The following is a 20,289-nucleotide window of genomic DNA, read 5'->3' on the forward strand; positions in this document are numbered from 1 at the left end:
CAAAGACGATGAGGTAGATAGGTTCGGGGTGGAAGCGTGGCGACACGTGCAGCTGACGAATACTAATCGATCGAGGACTTAACCAACAAACTGAAAACTGTTTCCCACAATGTCGATTTATCCAGTTTTGAGCGAACAAGCTCAAAAGTCCAGTGATGATGGCAAAGAGGCCACACCCGTTCCCATCCCGAACACGGAAGTTAAGCTCTTTTGCGCCGATGGTAGTTGGGGGTTTCCCCCTGTGAGAGTAGGACGTCGCTGGTCTATAATTTTGGTCCCGTGGTGTAGCGGTTAACATGCCTGCCTGTCACGCAGGAGATCGCCGGTTCGATCCCGGTCGGGACCGTCATTCCAAAAAGTGAGCACAGCGAACCCGCTGTGCTCTTTTTCTATGGAAACAATATATTTTGATTTGGACGGCTATCTCCGCTAAACTATGAAAAGACTCAAACGAGGTGAAGAGACATGAGCTTTACAATTACAGTGCAATCGCCGGAACAGACAGAGAAACTTGCCATTCGATTGGCTTTGCTTTTACAGCCTCAAGATCTTCTAACACTGGAAGGTGACCTAGGGGCAGGAAAGACGACTTTTACTAAGGGATTGGCCAAAGGGCTCGGCATCGAACGAACGGTCAATAGCCCGACTTTCACTATCCTTAAGCAATATGAAGGCCGATTAAATCTGAATCATTTTGATGTATACCGCTTGGAAAATAGTGATGAAGATATTGGTTTTGATGAATTGTTTGCAGAAGAAGCTGTGTCAGTAATTGAATGGGCTCAGTTCATCGAGGATTATTTGCCGGAGGAACGCTTGGACATTGTCATTCGCCGCTTGTCTGAAGAAGGGCGTGAAGTGGAGTTTCAGCCGCATGGTGTCCGTTACGAAAACTTATGCAGGGAGCTAATGCAATGATTTTAGGAATCGATACGTCGAATTCGCCGCTAGCTATCGCTTTGGTGAAAGACGATACAGTATTAATAGAAGAAACTCAAAATTTAAAGATCAATCATTCCTTAACTGCTATGCCTGCAGTAGAGGATTTGATGAAAAAAGCGAAAATTGCTCCGGGTGATTTAACGCAAATTGTTGTTGCAGAAGGACCTGGATCCTATACAGGAGTTCGAATTGGCCTGACGATCGCGAAAACTCTCGCGTGGTCGTTGAAAATTCCGTTGACTACTGTATCAAGTTTGAAGGTTCTCGCAGCGAACGGGCAGGGATTTAATGGTCTGATTTGCCCTGTGATGGATGCAAGACGCGGTACCGCTTTTACTGCACTTTATGATGGGCGTCAGCTGTCAACGGTCCTTTCAGATCGCCATAGTGACTTCAAGACGTTTTTGGAACAAGTCCGTGCACATGGACAATCTGTTTTGTTTACAGGGACTGACCTTGAAATTCATCGTTCAATAATTGAGGAAATGCTTGGGGACTTGGCCTATTTTGCACCGTACCAAAATAGACTGCCAAGAGCATCGAATTTGATTGCATTGGCAGCGGCTGAAGAAGCGAAAGAAGTACACCACACGGTTCCTGAATATCGCCGGATTACAGAAGCGGAAGCGAATCTTGCAAAAACGGATGAAGGAAAAGGCCAATGAGCGAATCAGTGAAATTTCGGAAAATGACTATTCATGATGTAAATGAAGTGTACGAGATTGAAAAGCAATCGTTTACGCTAGCCTGGACAAAAGAGGCATTTGAGCAAGAGATGCTGAAAAACGAATTTGCTTATTATGTGTTGGCTGAAACGCAAGAAGGAGTCGTTGGTTACTGTGGCATGTGGCTTGTCATGGACGAAGCACATATTACGAATATCGCCATCTCCCCCAAAGAACGGGGCAAGAAGTTTGGGGAAGCATTAATGAAAGAGGCAATAGAAACTGCAAAAGCGCAAGGGGCGAAATTGATGACATTGGAAGCACGTGTCAGCAATATAGCTGCGCTTAATTTATATAAGAAACTAGGATTCAAAAATGGTGGCATCCGAAAAGGTTATTATACGGATAATCAGGAAGATGCCATAGTTATGTGGGTGAATTTCGATGAATAAAGACATTTATGTATTGGGAATAGAAACGAGTTGCGACGAAACAGCGGCTTCAGTCGTAAAAAACGGGACAGAAATCATCTCCAATGTGGTGGCATCGCAAATTGAGAGCCATAAGCGCTTCGGTGGCGTTGTGCCGGAAATTGCATCGAGACATCATGTCGAGCAAATCACGATTGTAATTGAAGAAGCCTTGCAGCAGGCGGAGTTAACACCATCCGAGTTGTCTGCAGTGGCGGTTACAGAAGGACCGGGCTTAGTCGGAGCCTTGCTAGTTGGTGTTAATGCAGCAAAAGCGTTTGCGTTTGCGCATAGCTTGCCGCTAGTTGGTGTTCATCATATCGCAGGCCATATATATGCGAATCGATTAGAGCAGGAAATGGAATTCCCGCTTTTGTCGTTGGTCATTTCCGGAGGGCATACTGAGTTGATCCTCATGAAAGAACATGGTGATTTTACAGTCATCGGAGAAACTAGGGATGATGCTGCAGGAGAAGCCTACGACAAAGTGGCGCGGACATTGAACTTGCCATATCCTGGCGGGCCGCATATCGACCGATTGGCGCATCAAAGTGTGGAAGCGGTCGAGTTTCCGCGGGTTTGGCTGGAAGAAGGATCCTATGACTTCAGCTTCAGCGGATTGAAATCATCTGTGTTGAATTATATGCACAATATGAAGCAGCGCGGGGAAACGCCTGTACCGGAAGCTGTTGCCGCAGGATTCCAAAACAGCGTCGTGGAAGTTGTAACGTCCAAAACTTTGCGTGCAGCAAGGGAATTTGGCGTTCAACAAGTGATTGCAGCCGGTGGTGTAGCAGCCAATAAAGGCTTACGCCAATCGCTGACTGAGACTTTTGAAAAAGAGAATATCCCCTTCTTTATTCCGCCGCTGCCGCTTTGTACAGATAATGCAGCTATGATTGCAGCGGCTGGAACGGTTATGTACGAAAAAGGATTAACAGGAGATATGGCTATGAATGGGCGCCCGGGCATGCCCTTGAGTTCATGGATTTAACTGAAAGCATTACCGCAATTTAGTGAGAATTGCGGTAATGCTTCTTTTTTTATGAATAATATCCAAATCTTACAAGGACATAGAAATGTATTTTCTGTCAATAGAGAACATTTGTACTTATGCACAATTTGTGAATAAGCTGTTAACAACCTATCGATAAATAGTGGATTTCCTATATATTGTGGAGTTGAAGGTGGAAAACTATGTGGATAAAAGAAAAGGGTCCTGTGGATAATGTTTGTAACTCTGTTGATAGTTGATTTTACAACTCTTCTATTGTGTACAAATCTGTGGAAATATTTATTTTGGTAAATGGTATTGACCTATATGTAGGGAAAAGAAAAACCGCATACCCAGTATGCGGTCAGGAATTTATTTCTTCAAGTTGTTCTTGCAGTTCGAGCCATTCGGCCATGGTTTCTTCATGTGAGTGCTTCAGCTCTTCGAGACGTGATTGCAACGGCATGACGCGTTCATGGTCCTGGAAAATATCCGGTTCGCATAATTGCTCTTCAATCGCTGCGATTTCTTCATCGAGTGATTCCATCGCCTGTTCGATTTCGGTGTTTTTCCTTACTAACTGGCGTTCGAGCTTTTTGGCTTCTTTGTCGATTTGTGAAGTGGAGGCAGACGTTTGGATTTCCGGCTGTTTCGCTTTTGCTTCGAGTGCATCAAGTGCCGCGAGTTCTTCAGTTTCGAGTTTTTTCTCTACAAAGTAATCGTAATCGCCCAAATACTCGGTTGTGCCGTCTCGGGACAGTTCTACCACTTTTGTGGCGATTCGATTCATGAAATAGCGGTCGTGGGAAACGAATAATAATGTGCCTGGATAGTCGATCAAGGCGTTTTCCAACACTTCTTTGCTGTCGAGGTCCAAATGGTTGGTCGGCTCATCAAGCAGCAGGACATTGGCTTTTTGCATCATGAGCTTAGCAAGTGCCACACGCGCTTTTTCGCCGCCCGATAAAGTCGATACCGGCTTCAGGACATCGTCTCCAGTGAATAAGAAACGTCCGAGGATGCCCCGGATGTCTTTTTCATTTACATGCGGGTAGTCGTCCCATAATTCGTTGAGGACGAGCTTGTTGCCTTTTAAGTTCGCTTGTTCCTGGTCGTAATAGCCGAATTGGATGCCGGTGCCGTAATGGATGTCACCTGCAAGTGCAGGTAATTCTTTCATGATGGTCTTGAGCAGCGTCGATTTGCCGACACCGTTCGGGCCGACAAGTGCGAGGCTGTCGGTGCGGTAAAGTTTCAGCGAGATGTTGTTCGACACCGGCTGGTCGCCATAGCCGACAGACAAGGCTTGGACGTTCAAGACATCGTTGCCGCTTTGTTTTTGGATGTCGAAGCCGAAGCGTGCTGATTTTTCGTCGCCTTCCGGAGCTTCCATCCAGTCGGTTTTCTCGAGGACACGGCGTCTGCTTTGCGCCATTTTCGTCGTCGAAGCACGGACCAGGTTGCGGGCGACATAGTCTTCCAGCTTGGCTTTCTCGCTTTGCTCTTTCTCGTAATGTTTGCGGTCGAGTTCGTATTGTTTCGCTTTTTCGCTCAAATAACGGCTGTAGTTGCCGGTGTATTTACGGACCTTCTTGCGTGACACTTCGTAAACGAGCGTGACGACTTGGTCGAGAAAATAACGGTCATGCGAGACGATGAGCAAAGCGCCCGGGTAATTCTTCAAATAATTTTCGAGCCAGCTCAAGGTTTCGATGTCCAAGTGGTTGGTCGGCTCATCGAGAATCAACAGCTGAGGTTTGGCAAGAAGAAGCTTCGCAAGCATGAGGCGGGTTTTCTGGCCGCCTGACAGGGAAGTGATTTTCTTTTCATAGTCTTCAGCGTAGAACTTCATACCGTGCAAGACCGCGCGCGTATCGGCTTCGAACTGATACCCGCCGGCATCTTTGAAATGAGTCTGGAGGAGGTCATATTCTTGCATGACCTTGGCGTTGCGTTCTGCATCGTTGTAGATATCTGGATCGGCCATCGCCGCTTCAAGTTGGCGCAGCTTCGCTTCCTGGTCCCGGAAATGGGCGAAGATCTTCATCATTTCCTGCCATACAGTGGCGTCTGAATTCAAGTCGGTTTGTTGTTCCAAATAGCCGATCGTCAAATCTTTCGGCATAATCAAATCGCCGCTGTCGTAAGACATTTCACCGGCGATGATTTTCAATAATGTGGATTTTCCGGCACCGTTTCGGCCGACGAGTGCGACCCGGTCACGGTGCTGGACTTCAAGTTTGGCGCCTGAGATGATTTCCTCGGCACCGAATGATTTATGGATTTGATTGACTTGCAATACGATCATTTAGGGTCACCTCTATTCTTCTTAAGTGTAGCTGATGGACGGGCGCTTCGCAATTACGCAAGCCTTTACATATCAAGGCCTGTCATGTAAGATTGATACGATTTGACAACAGTTCAGAAGGAAGCGATCCCATGCTTGACGAATCCCATAAAATCCCGCAAGCGACAACGAAGCGGCTGCCCTTGTATTACCGGTTTCTCCAGAATTTTGCCAATGCTGGACAAAAGCGCATTTCTTCGCAGGAGTTGAGCGAAGCGATGAAAATTGATTCGGCGACCATCCGCCGCGATTTTTCCCATCTTGGCGCACTTGGCAAAAAAGGCTATGGCTATGATGTGCAGGAGCTTTTGGCTTTTTTCCGCAAGACGCTAGACCAGGACGAAGCGACGAATGTCGCCTTGATCGGTGTCGGCAGCCTCGGCAGCGCATTTTTAAAATACAATTTCCACCGCAATCACAACACGAAAATCATCCTCGCCTTTGATACGAACAGCCCCCATGAAGGGAAGCAGATCAGCGGCATCGATACGTACCATCCGGATTTGATTGAAGAGAAGATTAAGCAGTACGGCGTCGAAGTAGTCATTTTGACGGTGCCATCGCGGTCGGCACAGGAAGTCACCGACCGGCTCGCGCAGACAGACATTAAAGGCATACTCAATTTCACGCCGGTACGCATTTCTGTGCCTGAACATATCCGTGTCCAGACGATTGATTTATCGGTCGAACTGCAGACTTTGATCTATCAGATCAAGCATGATTAACATAAAACCTTCACATTTGAACGGCCATTGCAAATAGCCAAAAGGCCGTGTTTCATGTACACTAGAAGCATACTACAGGAGGTGTCTGATATGGCTCCAGGTCCACTAAGTTTAATCATCATCGGGATTGTTGCCTTGCTGATTTTCGGCCCGAAAAAATTGCCGGAACTAGGTAAAGCATTCGGTTCTTCCTTGCGCGAATTCAAAAACGCGACAAAAGGATTGGCTGATGACGATGAAGATGACAAGAAAGTCGAAACAGCGAAGAAAAACGATCTAGACAAGAAAGACGAGCACAAGTAACACGATAGGATGTTTGTCCGATGAACCAACAAAATGAAATGACGGTAGTTGAACATATAGGTGAACTCAGAAAACGGCTGACCTTGATAGTCGTTTTCTTTCTGTTCGCGCTCATTGCGGGATTCTTCCTCGCCGAGCCGCTGATCCGCTATTTGCAGTTCAGTGAAGAGGCGCGGAATCTGACGCTGAACGCGTTCAAGATTACCGATCCGATTAAGATATATATGCAAGTCATGATGATTTTGGCATTGATCATCACGTCGCCATTGATCATGTACCAATTTTGGGCATTCATCAGTCCCGGACTCTCTGACAGGGAGCGAAAAGTGACGCTTGGGTATATCCCATTTTCCTTGTCCTTGTTTATCGGCGGGATTGCGTTTTCCTATTTGGTGCTGTTCCCGTACGTCATCGGGTTCATGCTCAATATTTCGGAGAACCTGGATATCCAGGAGACGATTGGGATCAATGAGTATTTCCAGTTTTTGTTCCAAATTACTTTGCCGTTCGGCTTTATCTTCCAGCTGCCGGTGTTGATGCTGTTTTTGACGCGTCTCGGCATTTTGACGCCGATGATGATGACGAAGTACCGGAAGTATGCGTACTTGGCGCTGGTGACAATCGCCGCGTTCATTACGCCGCCGGATATTGTCTCGCATATGCTAGTTACTTTGCCGCTGATTTTGCTCTATGAATTCAGTGTGATCATTGCGCGCATCGGATATCGTAAGTTCCTGCGGGCAGAACAGCAGCAGGCAATTGAAGAACAGACAGGAGACCTTCCGCCGAAATGATGGCGGGAGGTTTTTTGTTTGGAAAGAAAATGGGGTGGGGACAGGAGATTGCGCTCCTGGCGAATGCTTGGGGCCCGCAGGATGCGGGTCATGCAGTTGAAGCGACAGGACGTCGCGTTTTCAACTGCCCGGGGATAGGGCGGGTGTTGAGCCGATGTGACAAAGAAGCCCCTGCGACATACCTACAAGCAGATATGTCGCAAATGAATAAGCTCAGCTTCTCTTCACTTATTCATTCGCTATGTCCCACAGGGGTCAGCCCCTTTCGCTCCGTCGCTAATTTTAGAGTGGAACGGACATTTCATCACGCACTCAACACTTTAGTTACCTCCTAGCTAACTGATGCCAACTTCAATACTATCGTATCTTCTTATTTTTCTCTTATAGAGATTAAAAACCGCCGCTCCAACAAAGGAGTGGCGGTTTTTGGGTTATTGCAGATTTTCCATTTGTTTGATGAAGGTTTCGATTTTGTCCATATTGAGCTGGATGAGCATGACGTAGCCGTTCAGCAGGATGTGCGCAATGATTGGGGTAAGGATGCGCTTGGTCCGCTGATAGAGGGCTGCCAGGATCAGTCCGGTCGTGAAGTAGAGCAGGAGATGCGTGAACTCGAGATGGACGAGTGCGAAGACGAGCGCCGAGATGGCTGTGGCGATCCAGAAGTTCATCGTTTGGTTCAAGGAGCCGAAGACGACTCTGCGGAAGACGAGTTCTTCGAGGATCGGGCCGAACAGGACCACCGCGATGATCGCGTACGGCACGACTTCAGCGATTCGGACGAGCGTCTGGGTATTGGCGGATCCCGGGTCGATGCCGATTGCCATTTCGATCATGGCAGCGATTGATTGGCCGATGATCAACAACAGAAAACCGAGGATACCCCAGCCGATTGCAGCGGGGAGGCTCGATTTTTTGCCTTTCCAAATATTGAAGAAGTTGCGGTCGCGCAAGATGAGGATCATTGTAACTAAAAAGCCGACGCCCATCGTCAGGAAGATCAGCCATCCGGATGTGGAAGCGCGAGCTGTGGCATCGTCAAGCCCTTGGTCGCGGAAATAGCCGAGTGTCGGGCCGATAAAGAGGATCGGCATGAGCTGAACGGCTACGAAGACGAGCAGGACCAGGAGCGGCGTACGCATGTTTTTGCGCTTATACCCTTTCGCTTTCGAGGGAGAGGCGGTTTTATCGGTTGAGGTCATGTAGTTAAATTCCTTTCTTTTCACGTGCTCCTTTTATTGTAGGGCTTAACGGAAAAAGGCGCAAAGAATTCAAAACGGCCTAGGGTTTCTGCTTGCAATTAACTGAAGATTTTATTAAACTTATCTATGGGTTAGCACTCAGAGGTTGAGAGTGCTAAGCGACTAGTAGTTACTTAATTTGAGGAGGGTGTTTCAATTGTTAAGACCATTAGGAGATCGTGTCATCATTGAGCTCGTCGAAGTGGAAGAAAAGACATCTAGCGGAATCGTCTTGCCAGGAACGGCACAGGAAAAGCCGCAGGAAGGCAAAGTGATTGCGGTAGGGAATGGACTTATCCGTGAAAACGGACAGCGCACAGAGCTGGACGTAACTGAAGGAGACCGCGTCGTCTTTTCGAAATATGCGGGCACAGAATTGAAATACGAAGGCAAAGAATACTTAATTTTACGTGAAAACGACATCCTTGCGATTGTCGGCTAAATAAGCATAAATTCTATTTAATAGGAGGAACCGAATCATGGCAAAAGATATTAAGTTCAGTGAAGATGCACGCAGCTTGATGCTGCAAGGTGTAGATAAATTAGCGGACGCAGTCAAAGTAACGCTTGGGCCAAAAGGGCGCAATGTCGTGCTTGAGAAGAAATTCGGGACGCCGCTTATTACAAACGATGGCGTAACGATCGCCAAAGAAATCGAGCTTGAAAACGCGTTTGAAAACATGGGCGCGAAACTTGTGGCGGAAGTTGCTTCCAAAACGAACGATATCGCAGGTGACGGTACAACGACTGCGACGGTTCTTGCACAAGCGATGATCCGTGAAGGCTTGAAGAACGTCACAGCTGGCGCCAACCCTGTCGGCATCCGCCGCGGCATCGAACTTGCTGTGGAAAGCGCGGTTACTGGATTGCAATCCATTTCTCAACAAATCGAAGGCAAAGAATCGATCGCTCAAGTAGCGGCGATTTCTTCTGGCGACGAGGAAGTCGGCAAATTGATCGCAGAAGCAATGGAGCGCGTCGGCAACGATGGCGTCATCACTTTGGAAGAATCACGCGGCTTCACGACGGAACTTGACGTTGTAGAAGGGATGCAATTCGACCGCGGCTACCAGTCTCCATACATGGTGACAGATTCCGATAAAATGGAAGCAGTTCTTGAAAACCCGTTTATCCTTGTCACTGACAAGAAAATCGGCAATATCCAGGAAATCCTTCCAGTGCTTGAGCAAGTCGTCCAGCAAAGCAAACCGCTACTCATCATCTCTGAAGATGTTGAAGGCGAAGCGTTGGCAACACTTGTCGTAAACAAATTGCGCGGCACATTCAACGCAGTAGCTGTGAAAGCTCCTGGATTCGGCGATCGCAGAAAAGCGATGCTTGAAGACATTGCCGCTCTCACTGGCGCTGAAGTGATTACAGAAGACCTCGGTCTTGACCTGAAATCCACAAACATTGCACAACTTGGACGCGCAGCGAAAGTCGTCGTTTCTAAAGATAATACGACAATCGTTGAAGGCAATGGCGATTCCGAGAAAATCATCGCTCGCGTGGCGCAAATCCGCAGCCAATTGGAAGAAACGACTTCTGAATTCGACCGCGAAAAACTGCAGGAGCGCCTCGCGAAACTTGCTGGCGGCGTAGCAGTCATCAAAGTCGGCGCAGCAACTGAAACAGAATTGAAAGAGCGTAAATTGCGTATCGAAGACGCATTGAACGCAACACGCGCAGCGGTTGAAGAAGGCATCGTGGCAGGCGGCGGTACAGCGCTTATCAACGTCTACAACCAAGTGGCGCAAATTGCGACAGAGCAAGAAGGCGACGTCGCGACAGGCATCAACATCGTGCTGCGTGCACTTGAAGAGCCGGTTCGCCAAATCGCAACGAACGCTGGCCTTGAAGGCTCGATCATCGTTCACCGCCTGAAAACGGAAGAAGTCGGCATCGGCTACAACGCGGCAACAGGCGAATGGGTCAACATGCTTGAACAAGGCATTGTAGACCCAACGAAAGTGACGCGTTCTGCACTGCAAAACGCAGCATCTGTTGCAGCTATGTTCCTCACAACTGAAGCAGTCGTAGCAGACTTGCCAGAACCAGCACCAGCTGGCGGCGGCATGCCTGATATGGGCGGCATGGGCGGCATGATGTAAGCCATCAGCCCATTTAGAAAAATCCCCTCTCACATTATGTGAGAGGGGATTTTTTGATATCGGAACTATAGGGGAGCTTACTTTCTCGAAGTATACTGAAAAACCGGATCCATCAACTCGAACTCATAGGTCTCACTATTGACCTTCCCAACAATCTGTTCGCTATCGTGAAGCTCCAGCATAAACTGTGCCATCTCTTTTGCGGTGTGGAACTTCTGCACATTGTCGCTATAGCTGAAGTCATCGATCTCCCGCGCCGTTTTCACGAATTCGGTTTCTGTCATGGATGGTGCGAGGATTTTCACTTTCAACCGAGCTCCGTTATCCTGCAGTTCCTGGGCAAGACCTTCTGTAAAGGCGCTCACGTAAAATTTGGTCGCAGCGTATGTAACGGCATTTGGCACGATTCTGTATCCCAAGTCAGAGGATACGTTGATGAGCTGTGCACCTTCCCGGTCCGCATAATCACGTGCATAAAGAGTGGAAAGCGTGGTGAGTGCTTCAACATTTACGCGCAGCATCTTTTCCGTTTTAGTTACATCCTGCTCAGCGACGGTAGCACTGTTTCCGAAGCCGGCGTTGTTGACGAAGGTTTCAATATCGTATTCTTTGAGGCTTTCGTATAGTGCATGGACCTGCCCGCTGTCGGATAGGTCAGTGGGTTTGATGACGACGTCCAGATCCGAGTTCATGCTTTGAATGTTTTCTTTTAGATTGTTGAGCTCGGCTTCCCTTCTTGCCACAAGAATAAGGTTTTTGCCGCGTGTCGCGAAAGCCACAGCAGCTTCATATCCGATTCCTGAGCTGGCGCCTGTGATTACCGTGTACTTCATGTGAATCCCTCCATTGAAATGAATAGATAGCAAGTGTACAGAAACAATGAAACTCTCATGAGATTGTGCTGGCTGCTGAAGTGAAAGAAACAGCATTTTATAAACTGGAAAATTCAATATTAGAGTGTTTGGAATTATGAGAGTTCTTAAATGAAGATTATACACTATTTTCCTGCTAGCAAAGAAACATACAAAATATCTCAGCAAGAAACAGTACATGGAAACACTCCTTTCCAATTTAGTAGGGAGAAGTGTTTTTATAGTATGATTTCGAAATCCTCTATTGCGATAAAATCAAAGCTCTGATATTGTATTAATCATATCAAATTACTCGTCATTAAAACTGAGTACATAATTTCTTATCCAGAGAAGTGGAGGGACTGGCCCTTTGAAGCTTCGGCAGCGGAACAGATTGGAATTCCAATTTGAAACTGTGCCAAATCCAGCAGGTGCGTGAGCATTTGAGAGATGAGAAGAGCCGGACGGTGAGCCTCTCTTCTTTTTTATGAAGAGGGGTTTTTCTATTTGGCCATATTTCATTCAAAATAAAAAAGACCAGGGAGAGATGGCAGATGAACAAGCGTTTGATTGGAGTGCTCGGGATTTCGGGTGCGCTATTATTAGCGGGATGCGGCGATAGCGGTGAAGCTTCGGGGGAAGACAAGAAAGAAGTGCGTGTCGGCTTTGGCGTCGGGACGTATGAGCAGCAATTCAAGGAAGGGATCTTGCCTATTTTGGAGGAGAAAGGGTATAAAGTGGATACAACAACTTTTTCCCAAAACATGCAGTTGAACCCGGCGATGCAGGAAGGCTCGATCGATGCGAGCATTTTCCAGAGCACAGCGTATATGGAAGGGATCAACGAGGAATTGGGCATGGACATGACGGGGATCGCTTTTGTGCCGAGCGCGCCTCAAGGTTTGTATTCGGTGCATCATCAATCTTTGGATGAGGTGAAGGATGGTTCGACTGTCGGCTTGCCGAATGATCCGGTCAATCAGGAACGCGCAGTGCGCATACTCGAGGAACTCGGGTGGGTGACGGTGTCAGACGATGCAGGCGTGACGGATTTTAATTTGAACGCAGTGGAAAATGCGGATTATGACCTGGACTTGAAAGTCTTGGACCCAGCGCAGATCCTGGTGTCGCTGCAGGATATCGACTTTGGCGTCGTCAACGGCAATTATATTGCCAATGCGCCGGACCGCAAGATTACGGATGCCTTGAAAATCGAGAATACGCCCGAACAGCATCGGATTGTGGTGACAATCGAGGAAGAAAACGCGGATACTCAGTGGGCGAAAGATTTGAAAGACGCTTACGAATCCGAGGAGTTCCAGGAATATATCGAGTCGAATGAGCAGTACGACGGCTTCATTTTGACGGAGGAATGGACGCAATAGATAGGAGAAAGGTGAAGAATGATGGATATCCTAAAAGCGAAGACATTTGAAGAACGCATGGACATATTGAATGAAACAGTCGCACCGTTTACGGAACGGGCCGCGCATAACGATTCGGAACGAAAATTTCCTTTCGAAAATTTCAATGAGCTGAAAGCGATCAACTATCCCGCGTTGACGATTCCGAAAGAATACGGCGGAGCGGGCATTTCTTTGTCTGAGTTGCTGCGCTATCAGGAAGCAATTAGCCGAGCAGACGGGTCGACGGGATTATCGATCGGCTGGCATATGGGCATCGTTCAAGATTTGGGCGAGACCGGTAAATGGGAAGAATCGGTACTTGAAGCTTTATTTGACGACATCAAAGCGCGTGGCGCATTGATCAATAATTGCGCGACCGAAAAGCAGACCGGCAGCCCGACAAGAGGCGGCAAGCCGTCCACCACAGCGAGAAAAGTTGGCGATTCGTGGGTCATTGATGGACGCAAGTCGTTCACGTCGATGGCGCCGGTATTGGATTACTTCAACGTGACCGCTGTGATTGAAGAGACCGGAGAAGTCGGCTACTTTCTCATTCCGCGATCGGCTGACGGTATAGCGATCGACGAAACCTGGGATAGCGTGGCCATGACCGGCACCGGAAGCCATGATTTGGTGTTGACAAATGTTCACGTGGAGGAAAAAGCTTTGGTCGAAATCAGTGTGCCCGGGAAAAAGCAGCCAGCTGGATGGCTGCTGCATATTCCGGCGTGCTATCTCGGAATCGCACAGGCCGCGCAGGATTACGCAATCCGCTTTGCTCAGGAGTATTCACCGAATAGCTTGAACGGGCCGATTATCGAGCTGCCGAACGTGAAACAAAAGATTGGCCAAATCGAATTGGAATTGCAGCGGGCGCGGCATTTTCTTTATTCCGTCGCGAAACAATGGGACGAATCGGACGACGAACAGCGCTCGCAGATGGCTGCGGAACTCGGGGCCGTGAAAGTCGCGGTGACGAATTCAGCTGTCGATATCGTGGATTTGGCGATGCGCGTCGCAGGTGCACACAGCCTGTCGGAAAAATCGCCTTTGCAGCGCTATTACCGCGATGTGCGGGCGGGGCTTCACAACCCGCCGATGGAAGACATGCTCATTCCGTCGCTTGCGGATTTTGCGATTGGCAAAGCGAAATCGAAACAACCGGTTAAATGAGATGGAGCCGCGGATCTTCAGGGATCTGCGGCTTTTTTCTTTTTATAATTGGAAAGAAATTACGGAGATAAGTGCAAATTATGTCGACGCTTACATTAATTTTTCCTTATGTGACATCTGTCACTAGCCGCTGTGGCTGCGCCTCCTGTACGTTAACAAGAGCAGACAACTGCTTCCGATATGGAATTCGCATCTAGAGGGGAATTTTTAGAATGAAAAAAATCGCATGGATCACGGATACAGCAGCGCAATTGGATGATGCATTCATCCAAAGGCATAATGTCTATGTATTGCCCCTTAGTGTCGTGTTTGACGACGGGTCGTACCGCGAGTCGATCGACCTGACGCAGGGAGAATTTTATAATAAATTACGTGCGGCGAAAGTGTCGCCGAAAACTTCACAGCCGGCCATCGGCGAAATGATGGCTTTATATGAAAAACTGCAAGCGGAAGGCTATGATTTTGCTGTGGCGCTTCATTTGTCGAGCGGCCTGTCCGGCACATTCGACAGCGCGCAATCAGCTGCCGAGATGGCGGATTTCAAAGTGTATCCAGTCGACTCGAAAATCGGTTCGTTCCCGATGGGGAAAATGATCGAAATCGGCAACGAATTGTTCGCAGCCGGCAAAGAACCCGAAGAAGTCGTAGAGACCATCAATCAATTAACCACCAAATCGCATCTATCGTTCATTCCATCGAGTTTGAACCAATTGCATAAAAGCGGACGGGTGTCAGGGACGCAGGCGTTTCTCAGCAATATCCTCAATATCAAAGTGGTCATCACTTTCGTGGATGGTGTCACGACGATGAAAGAAAAAGTCCGTTCAAACAAACGCGCTAAGGAAAGCGTCAATTCGGCCTTGCGCGCGGATATGGAAACTGGCATGGTGCCGGAAGTGGCGGTCATTCATTGCAATAATGAAGCCGGTGCGGAAGAGTGGAAAAATGAATTGATGAAGGAATTTTCGGGACTTAAAGTGGACGTCATCCCATTGAGCGTCTGTGTGGGCGTCCATGCCGGAGAAGGCACGACCGGCTTGAGCTGGGTCAGTTATTAAATCAGGAAAAATCACCATGAACCTTGGATGGACTGCGTATTCATGCGCTGCCATCCGGGGTTTTTGTTATTTCACTGTCTTTGAAGAAAGCTTCACGGGCTGCCGTTCTATGTTAAACTTTAATAAATATAGTTAAATATTGGCTATTTACAAGTGCTGTTAGATTAATTTACCAAAAGAAGATGAACAAGAAATCTAACACTAATTGAGGTGCGTAATGATGGTGACATTTCGGGAATTGGAAATGTATAAGAATTTTGATGAGCTGGCGGAAGATGTAATCGGCCTGGCCAAAGAGATTTTGCCGGATCAATTGTTTTACTTGAGCTCCATGAGCGAAGCCCAGCAAATAATCTTGAAGCATTCACCGAACGATACGGCGATCCCCATAGCGGAGGGCCTCGTGTTGAATTTGGAGGATTCGCTGTGCAGCCGCATCGATTTCAAGAACAAGCAGCCATTGGTCTATGAAGATGTCAAAGACGGGCATGCACTGGGAGCATTTGAGGAAAAGCTCGAAGCGGCCAATGTACGCTCGTATTTGGGGCTGCCGATTTCATTCATTAATGGGGAGCGGTTCGGCACTTTATGTGCGGTGAACGATGAAAAAAGCCAGTTCGATACAAAAAGCATCACTTTATTGCAGCGGATTGTGCGGATGTTCACTTATTACTTGGATCTCGAGCGCTTTGCATACCGGGATTCGTTGACGGATCTGTACAATCGCCATTTTCTCACGCGATTCTTTGAAGGAAATTCAAAGGCGGGAGGCGCGGTCTTCTTCCTCGATTTGGATGGCTTTAAAAAGGTCAATGATCTATACGGCCATGACACAGGAGATGTGGTATTAAAAGAAGTGGCCTCAAAGCTGCAGCAGTTTACTGCCGTCCATCCGGATGCTTTGGCGATCCGCCTTGGCGGGGATGAATTTTTGGTCTGTTTTACCGAACCAGCCAGTGCCGAAGAATTGAGCGGCTGGGCAAATCGCCTGCTCGACAGCTTGAGTGATTGGGAAGCCGATTACCCGCTGTCGGCGAGCATCGGCATTGCCCAATATGCGGCCGGTGGGGATTGTGATTTGAAAGAACTTCTTCAACAAGCAGACCAAGCATTGTATCAGTCGAAAAAAGCAGGGAAGAACCGCTATACGTTCTATTAAGTTCAAAATAATGCCTTTTGAGGAGTGGGGATATTGGCTGAACTCAATCGACTGCAAGCGGCCTTTAAGCAAGCGACGTATCAATTGGCGAATCACGGCACGCGCAACGCCGGCGTGTTGAAAAAGGCTTTTGAAAACGTCGCGGATGATGTCGAAAGTGATTTGTATGGAAGTGGGCAGGTTATTGAAGAATTTCAGGAGAAGATGGCGGCGTTTTTAGGAAAAGAGACGGCAGTTTTCTTCCCGAGCGGCACAATGGCACAGCAGATTGCGCTGCGGATTTGGTGCGACGATAAAGGGCTGAAACGAGTGGCCTACCATCCGCTCAGCCATTTGGAAATCCATGAAGAAGATGGGTTGAAAGAATTGCATGGCATTGAATCGGTGTATTTGACGGACCCGGACCGTGTCGTGGAATTGAAAGATGTGGCGGAGTTGGACGAGGAAGTGGCAGCGGTGCTGTTGGAATTGCCGCAGCGTGAAATTGGCGGGCAATTGCCAAGCTTCGAGACGCTGGAACAAATCTCGCACTATTGCCGCGAAAACCAGATCAAACTTCATCTCGACGGCGCACGCTTGCTGGAAGTCACTCCTTATTACGAAAAGTCTGCAACGGAAATTTGTGCTTTATTCGATAGCGTCTATTTATCCGTATACAAAGGAATCGGCGGAATTGCCGGCGCCATCCTGGCTGGGGACGAAGCGTTCATGAAGCAATCGAAAGTGTGGAAGAGGCGGCATGGGGGCGATTTGATCAGCCTCTATCCGTATATCATCTCGGCCGATTATTCTTTCGACGAGCGATCCGGGAAGATGGGGCAGTATTTCGAAGCTGCGAAGCGAGTGGCTGTGCTCTTTAATTCCTGCCAGGACATCGCGACTTTGCCGGAAGTGCCGGTTTCGAATATGTTCCATGTCCATTTCGCGCATCCTAAAGAAGAAATAGAACCGGTCATCGTGGAGCTTGAGCAAGAAACAGGAATCGGCATCACCAGTTATTTGAAAGAAATGGCCAGCGGGTCGTGTTATTTTGAAATGTCGATGGGAGACCGGTACGCAGAAATACCAGCAGATTTGGTTCAACAGGCGTTCAAGCGATTGGATCAAAAGATGAAAGAACGCTTTAGTGAATAGAAGATGGTCTATTCAGCCCTTCCAGGCAATCTTCGGATTGCGGGAAGGGCTTTTGCGTTCAAGCGGAAGCAGGAGCGCCTCTCTTTCCACAGCGCGCGGAATCGTGTAAACTGTATAAGGTTAAGAAAAGATAGCGAGACGTAGTGAACCATTTGATATTTTTGCATTCTTACTATAGATGACAGTGAATTTTTGGATGAAGAAATGCTTCATCCCGTAAGGAAAGGATTGGAATTGAGTTATGAAAGAGAATTTTTGGCGTGAATTGCCGAAGCCATTTTTTGTATTGGCGCCGATGGAAGATGTGACAAATGTGGTGTTTCGCCATGTCGTAGCGGCAGCGGCGAGCCCTGATGTATATTTCACGGAGTTTACAAATACGGAAAGTTATTGCCATCCGGAAGGCATCCACAGCGTACGCGGGCGTTTGACGTTCACAGAAGATGAGCAGCCGATCGTCGCCCATATCTGGGGCAACAAGCCGGAGCATTTCCGCGAGATGAGCATTGGCATGGCGGCGCAAGGCTTTAAAGGCGTCGACATCAATATGGGCTGCCCCGTACCGAACGTTGCCGCCAAAGGAAAAGGCAGCGGCTTGATCAATTATCCCGATAACGCTGCGGAGATCATCCAAGCTGCGAAAATGGGCGGTTTGCCTGTCAGCGTCAAGACGCGCCTTGGCTACACAAGTGTCGACGAATGGAAAGGCTGGTTGACGCATGTCTTGGAGCAGGACATCGCCAACTTGTCGATCCATTTGCGTACGAAAAAGGAAATGAGCGCCGTGCCTGCGCATTGGGAACTCATTCCTGAAATCAAAGCGCTGCGCGACGAGATCGCACCGGATACTTTGATCACCATTAACGGCGACATCCCGGACCGCAAGACCGGCCAGGAGCTGGCAGATAAATACGGCATCGACGGCGTCATGATCGGGCGCGGGATTTTCCATAACCCGTTCGCTTTTGAGGAAGTGCCTCGTGAGCACAGCACGCAGGAATTGTTCGACCTGTTGCGCTTGCATTTGGACCTTCACGATAAATACTCGACGGAAACCGAGCCGATCGCCTTCAAGCCGTTGCGCCGTTTCTTCAAGATTTATGTGCGTGGCGTACGCGGTGCAGGTGAACTCCGCAATGATTTGATGCACACCGAGACGACCGATGAAGTGCGCGCTTTGCTGGATGCATTCCAGCTGGTCGCTGCAGGAAGCAGCACGCACACTGAATCGTAAAAGCAAAATCCCTTCCCGCAACTAGGCGGAAAGGGATTTTTTTAATTGGCGTCGCGGTAACGATAGATGGATTGGTAAGAAGCCGTCCGGACTTCGGTTTCAAATGAAGAGCGGCTCCAAATGCTTTCCTGGTCCGATGTTTCTTCTGTCTCGACTAGTTTCAGTTCGCCTGCTTGAAGCGTCATGATCTTGGACTCCACAGATTTCAATTCGTTTTGCTCGTGGTCGAGCGCACGTATTTGCACTTGCACTTGCTTCGTCTCGTCCAAGTTATTTTGGACGAAAAAAGCGTTTTGGTAATCGCTCGAGTTGCAGTTCTCGGTTCTGCGGCGGACGCATTGTTTTTCGGAGCTCATGAACACGACAGTGATTTCCTCGCCATCTTGCTGTTCATTTGCAGCGGCAATCGCTGACTCGAGCTGTGTGATATACGATGCTTTTTCCGCCAAAGGATAAACCCAGACGATGAAAAACAGGATCGTGGCACACAGGAACATTGAAACTGTCCAAGCCACTTTCGGGTTGTGGAACGATTTGGGGGCGTTTTTATAAACGATGCCGACGATAATATTGATGATCGACAGAATCACCAGGAAGGCACCGGCGACAATGAGGCCGACCATCAATTCAACACCGTTCTGGAAAAATGCCAGCTGGTAGGCGTTGGAATAAAAACAATTCAGCGCTGCGCTGATGATGACCAGTAACAGGAGTGTAGCCAGCGGTTTTTTCCAGCGGTATCTCTCCATCATGCCTGTTTTATTGCTGATGCCAGTCCAGAGAAACCAGACGTAAGGAAGTAAGAAAATCAAAATGACTAATGTGACAATGCCCATGAGATCATGCCTTTCATTCGTGAAATGGATGTATGTTGCTATCAGTTAAATTATACGCAGCAAATCTACAAAAAGATTCAAATTTTTTACAGATCGTATTTGGCAGAAGGTGTTTTGCCAGTCAGGTATGAACAATGCTACAGAATGGCTCGAGGCGTGCTATAATAGATGACTTAAGGCAACTATGCGTTGTCCCAAGGCAATGGATGCCCAAAAGCCTCCAGCCAATCCTAAATTGAGGTGTAACAGAATGAATAAACGATGGACGATCGATAAAATCCGGACATTCGTCAACAACAATTCCGACAGCAAGTTATTGTCGACGGAATACCACGGATTCTCCCAAAAGCTCTTGTTCAAATGCGCATGCGGCAATAACTTCGAGAAGACTTTCACGAAGTTCAATAAGAACAACCAGCGCAAATGCGATACGTGCCAACCGCCAAAAGCACCACGCGGGCAGGAAGAATAACAGGAAACGCCAATTCCCATTGCAGGGGATTGGCGTTTTTCTGTGCAAAAGACAGAAGAATCCCCGGAGATTATGGAGACTCGCCCATCCGCTTTCTAAAGAAATAAATTATTTTTGAAAATTCGGTTGACTTCTTTATTTCCTAGTATTAAGATAGGGATTAATTTAATAATCTTATCCAGAGAAGCCGAGGGACTGGCCCGATGACGCTTCAGCAACCCCTGATATCAATCAGGAAGGTGCTACTTCCAGCAAGGAGAGATTCCTTGGGAGATAAGAGAGCGGACCCGACTATTCAAATAGCCCTCTTTTCTCGTTTATTGAGAAAAGAGGGCTATTTTTATTTTCACTAGGGGCTGCGGAAATTACGATTT

General features: G+C 47.9%; 20 protein-coding genes, 1 tRNA gene, 2 rRNA genes and 2 riboswitches. Of the genes, 19 read left to right on the forward strand and 4 right to left on the reverse strand.

Going from position 1 to position 20,289, the window contains the following annotated elements; all coding sequences use genetic code 11:
* The 7 genes from DFR62_RS10265 to tsaD form a co-directional block, all read left to right on the forward strand.
* A 23S ribosomal RNA gene (locus tag DFR62_RS10265) occupies positions 1-86 on the forward strand; the annotation flags it as partial.
* Positions 87-148: 62 nt separating this feature from the next.
* Positions 149-264 (forward strand): 5S ribosomal RNA (gene rrf, locus DFR62_RS10270).
* 9 nt (positions 265-273) lie between these two features.
* Positions 274-346 (forward strand) — tRNA-Asp (locus DFR62_RS10275).
* Between the two features lie 119 nt (positions 347-465).
* On the forward strand, positions 466-918 hold the full coding sequence (gene tsaE / locus DFR62_RS10280; protein WP_121300298.1) for a tRNA (adenosine(37)-N6)-threonylcarbamoyltransferase complex ATPase subunit type 1 TsaE: 453 nt from the start codon (positions 466-468) through the stop codon (positions 916-918).
* Complete coding sequence (gene tsaB / locus DFR62_RS10285; RefSeq protein WP_121300299.1) at positions 915-1,607, forward strand: tRNA (adenosine(37)-N6)-threonylcarbamoyltransferase complex dimerization subunit type 1 TsaB; 693 nt, start codon at positions 915-917, stop codon at positions 1,605-1,607. The genes tsaE and tsaB overlap by 4 nt, the downstream gene beginning before the upstream one ends.
* Complete coding sequence (gene rimI / locus DFR62_RS10290; RefSeq protein ID WP_121300300.1) at positions 1,604-2,059, forward strand: ribosomal protein S18-alanine N-acetyltransferase; 456 nt, start codon at positions 1,604-1,606, stop codon at positions 2,057-2,059. Before tsaB ends, rimI begins: the two co-directional genes overlap by 4 nt.
* Positions 2,052-3,071 carry a tRNA (adenosine(37)-N6)-threonylcarbamoyltransferase complex transferase subunit TsaD gene (gene tsaD / locus DFR62_RS10295; protein WP_121300301.1) on the forward strand — a complete coding sequence of 340 codons (1,020 nt, stop codon included), beginning with the start codon at positions 2,052-2,054 and terminating at the stop codon, positions 3,069-3,071. Before rimI ends, tsaD begins: the two co-directional genes overlap by 8 nt.
* Positions 3,072-3,435: 364 nt before the next feature.
* Here tsaD and DFR62_RS10300 read toward each other — a convergent pair whose 3' ends face one another.
* Positions 3,436-5,379, reverse strand: a complete 1,944-nt coding sequence (locus DFR62_RS10300; RefSeq protein ID WP_121300302.1) for an ABC-F family ATP-binding cassette domain-containing protein — start codon at positions 5,377-5,379, stop codon at positions 3,436-3,438.
* Between the two features lie 131 nt (positions 5,380-5,510).
* Here DFR62_RS10300 and DFR62_RS10305 point away from each other — a divergent pair, with 131 nt between their 5' ends.
* The 3 genes from DFR62_RS10305 (at position 5,511) to tatC (ending at position 7,240) form a co-directional block, all read left to right on the forward strand.
* Entirely contained in the window at positions 5,511-6,143 is a 633-nt protein-coding gene (locus tag DFR62_RS10305; RefSeq protein WP_121300303.1) for a redox-sensing transcriptional repressor Rex, read from the forward strand.
* A gap of 90 nt (positions 6,144-6,233) precedes the next feature.
* Positions 6,234-6,446: a twin-arginine translocase TatA/TatE family subunit gene (locus tag DFR62_RS10310; protein ID WP_121300304.1), complete on the forward strand. Its 213-nt coding sequence runs from the start codon at positions 6,234-6,236 to the stop codon at positions 6,444-6,446.
* A gap of 20 nt (positions 6,447-6,466) precedes the next feature.
* Entirely contained in the window at positions 6,467-7,240 is a 774-nt protein-coding gene (tatC, locus tag DFR62_RS10315; RefSeq protein ID WP_121300305.1) for a twin-arginine translocase subunit TatC, read from the forward strand.
* 431 nt (positions 7,241-7,671) lie between these two features.
* On the opposite strand, the gene DFR62_RS10325 is transcribed toward tatC, so the two are convergent.
* A complete protein-coding gene (locus tag DFR62_RS10325; protein ID WP_175578549.1) occupies positions 7,672-8,442 on the reverse strand; it encodes a CPBP family intramembrane glutamic endopeptidase in 771 nt (256 codons plus the stop codon).
* 196 nt (positions 8,443-8,638) lie between these two features.
* Between DFR62_RS10325 and groES the strand changes: the two genes are divergently transcribed.
* Together groES and groL are read left to right on the forward strand one after the other, a co-directional pair.
* Positions 8,639-8,923 carry a co-chaperone GroES gene (groES, locus tag DFR62_RS10330; protein WP_058381756.1) on the forward strand — a complete coding sequence of 95 codons (285 nt, stop codon included), beginning with the start codon at positions 8,639-8,641 and terminating at the stop codon, positions 8,921-8,923.
* A gap of 37 nt (positions 8,924-8,960) precedes the next feature.
* Positions 8,961-10,592 (forward strand): chaperonin GroEL, encoded by a 1,632-nt coding sequence (gene groL / locus DFR62_RS10335; RefSeq protein ID WP_121300307.1) that lies wholly within the window; start codon positions 8,961-8,963, stop codon positions 10,590-10,592.
* A gap of 77 nt (positions 10,593-10,669) precedes the next feature.
* Here the strand turns inward: groL and DFR62_RS10340 are convergent, their stop codons facing one another.
* Positions 10,670-11,425, reverse strand: a complete 756-nt coding sequence (locus DFR62_RS10340) for an SDR family NAD(P)-dependent oxidoreductase (RefSeq protein ID WP_121300308.1) — start codon at positions 11,423-11,425, stop codon at positions 10,670-10,672.
* A gap of 356 nt (positions 11,426-11,781) precedes the next feature.
* Positions 11,782-11,900: riboswitch (SAM riboswitch) on the forward strand.
* Between the two features lie 97 nt (positions 11,901-11,997).
* On the opposite strand from DFR62_RS10340, the gene DFR62_RS10345 reads away from it, so the two are divergent.
* The 6 genes from DFR62_RS10345 to DFR62_RS10370 all read left to right on the forward strand — a co-directional run bounded on the left by DFR62_RS10345 (position 11,998) and on the right by DFR62_RS10370 (position 18,607).
* Complete coding sequence (locus DFR62_RS10345) at positions 11,998-12,828, forward strand: MetQ/NlpA family ABC transporter substrate-binding protein (RefSeq protein ID WP_121300309.1); 831 nt, start codon at positions 11,998-12,000, stop codon at positions 12,826-12,828.
* A gap of 21 nt (positions 12,829-12,849) precedes the next feature.
* The gene (locus DFR62_RS10350) at positions 12,850-14,022 is read left to right on the forward strand and encodes an acyl-CoA dehydrogenase family protein (RefSeq protein ID WP_121300616.1); all 1,173 of its coding nucleotides are present in this window, start codon (positions 12,850-12,852) and stop codon (positions 14,020-14,022) included.
* 212 nt (positions 14,023-14,234) lie between these two features.
* Positions 14,235-15,080, forward strand: a complete 846-nt coding sequence (locus DFR62_RS10355) for a DegV family protein (protein ID WP_121300310.1) — start codon at positions 14,235-14,237, stop codon at positions 15,078-15,080.
* A 217-nt stretch (positions 15,081-15,297) separates the two neighbouring features.
* On the forward strand, positions 15,298-16,239 hold the full coding sequence (locus DFR62_RS10360; protein ID WP_121300311.1) for a sensor domain-containing diguanylate cyclase: 942 nt from the start codon (positions 15,298-15,300) through the stop codon (positions 16,237-16,239).
* Positions 16,240-16,272: 33 nt separating this feature from the next.
* Complete coding sequence (locus DFR62_RS10365; protein WP_121300312.1) at positions 16,273-17,373, forward strand: threonine aldolase family protein; 1,101 nt, start codon at positions 16,273-16,275, stop codon at positions 17,371-17,373.
* 241 nt (positions 17,374-17,614) lie between these two features.
* The gene (locus DFR62_RS10370; RefSeq protein WP_058381748.1) at positions 17,615-18,607 is read left to right on the forward strand and encodes a tRNA dihydrouridine synthase; all 993 of its coding nucleotides are present in this window, start codon (positions 17,615-17,617) and stop codon (positions 18,605-18,607) included.
* Between the two features lie 41 nt (positions 18,608-18,648).
* Here the strand turns inward: DFR62_RS10370 and DFR62_RS10375 are convergent, their stop codons facing one another.
* Positions 18,649-19,443: a hypothetical protein gene (locus DFR62_RS10375; RefSeq protein ID WP_121300313.1), complete on the reverse strand. Its 795-nt coding sequence runs from the start codon at positions 19,441-19,443 to the stop codon at positions 18,649-18,651.
* 250 nt (positions 19,444-19,693) lie between these two features.
* Here DFR62_RS10375 and DFR62_RS10380 point away from each other — a divergent pair, with 250 nt between their 5' ends.
* Positions 19,694-19,915: a hypothetical protein gene (locus tag DFR62_RS10380; protein WP_101189535.1), complete on the forward strand. Its 222-nt coding sequence runs from the start codon at positions 19,694-19,696 to the stop codon at positions 19,913-19,915.
* Positions 19,916-20,086: 171 nt separating this feature from the next.
* Positions 20,087-20,195: riboswitch (SAM riboswitch) on the forward strand.
* The last annotated feature ends 94 nt before the right edge of the window (positions 20,196-20,289 follow it).

This window comes from Planococcus citreus, assembly GCF_003664125.1.
Taxonomy (GTDB): Bacteria; Bacillota; Bacilli; order Bacillales_A; family Planococcaceae; genus Planococcus; species Planococcus citreus.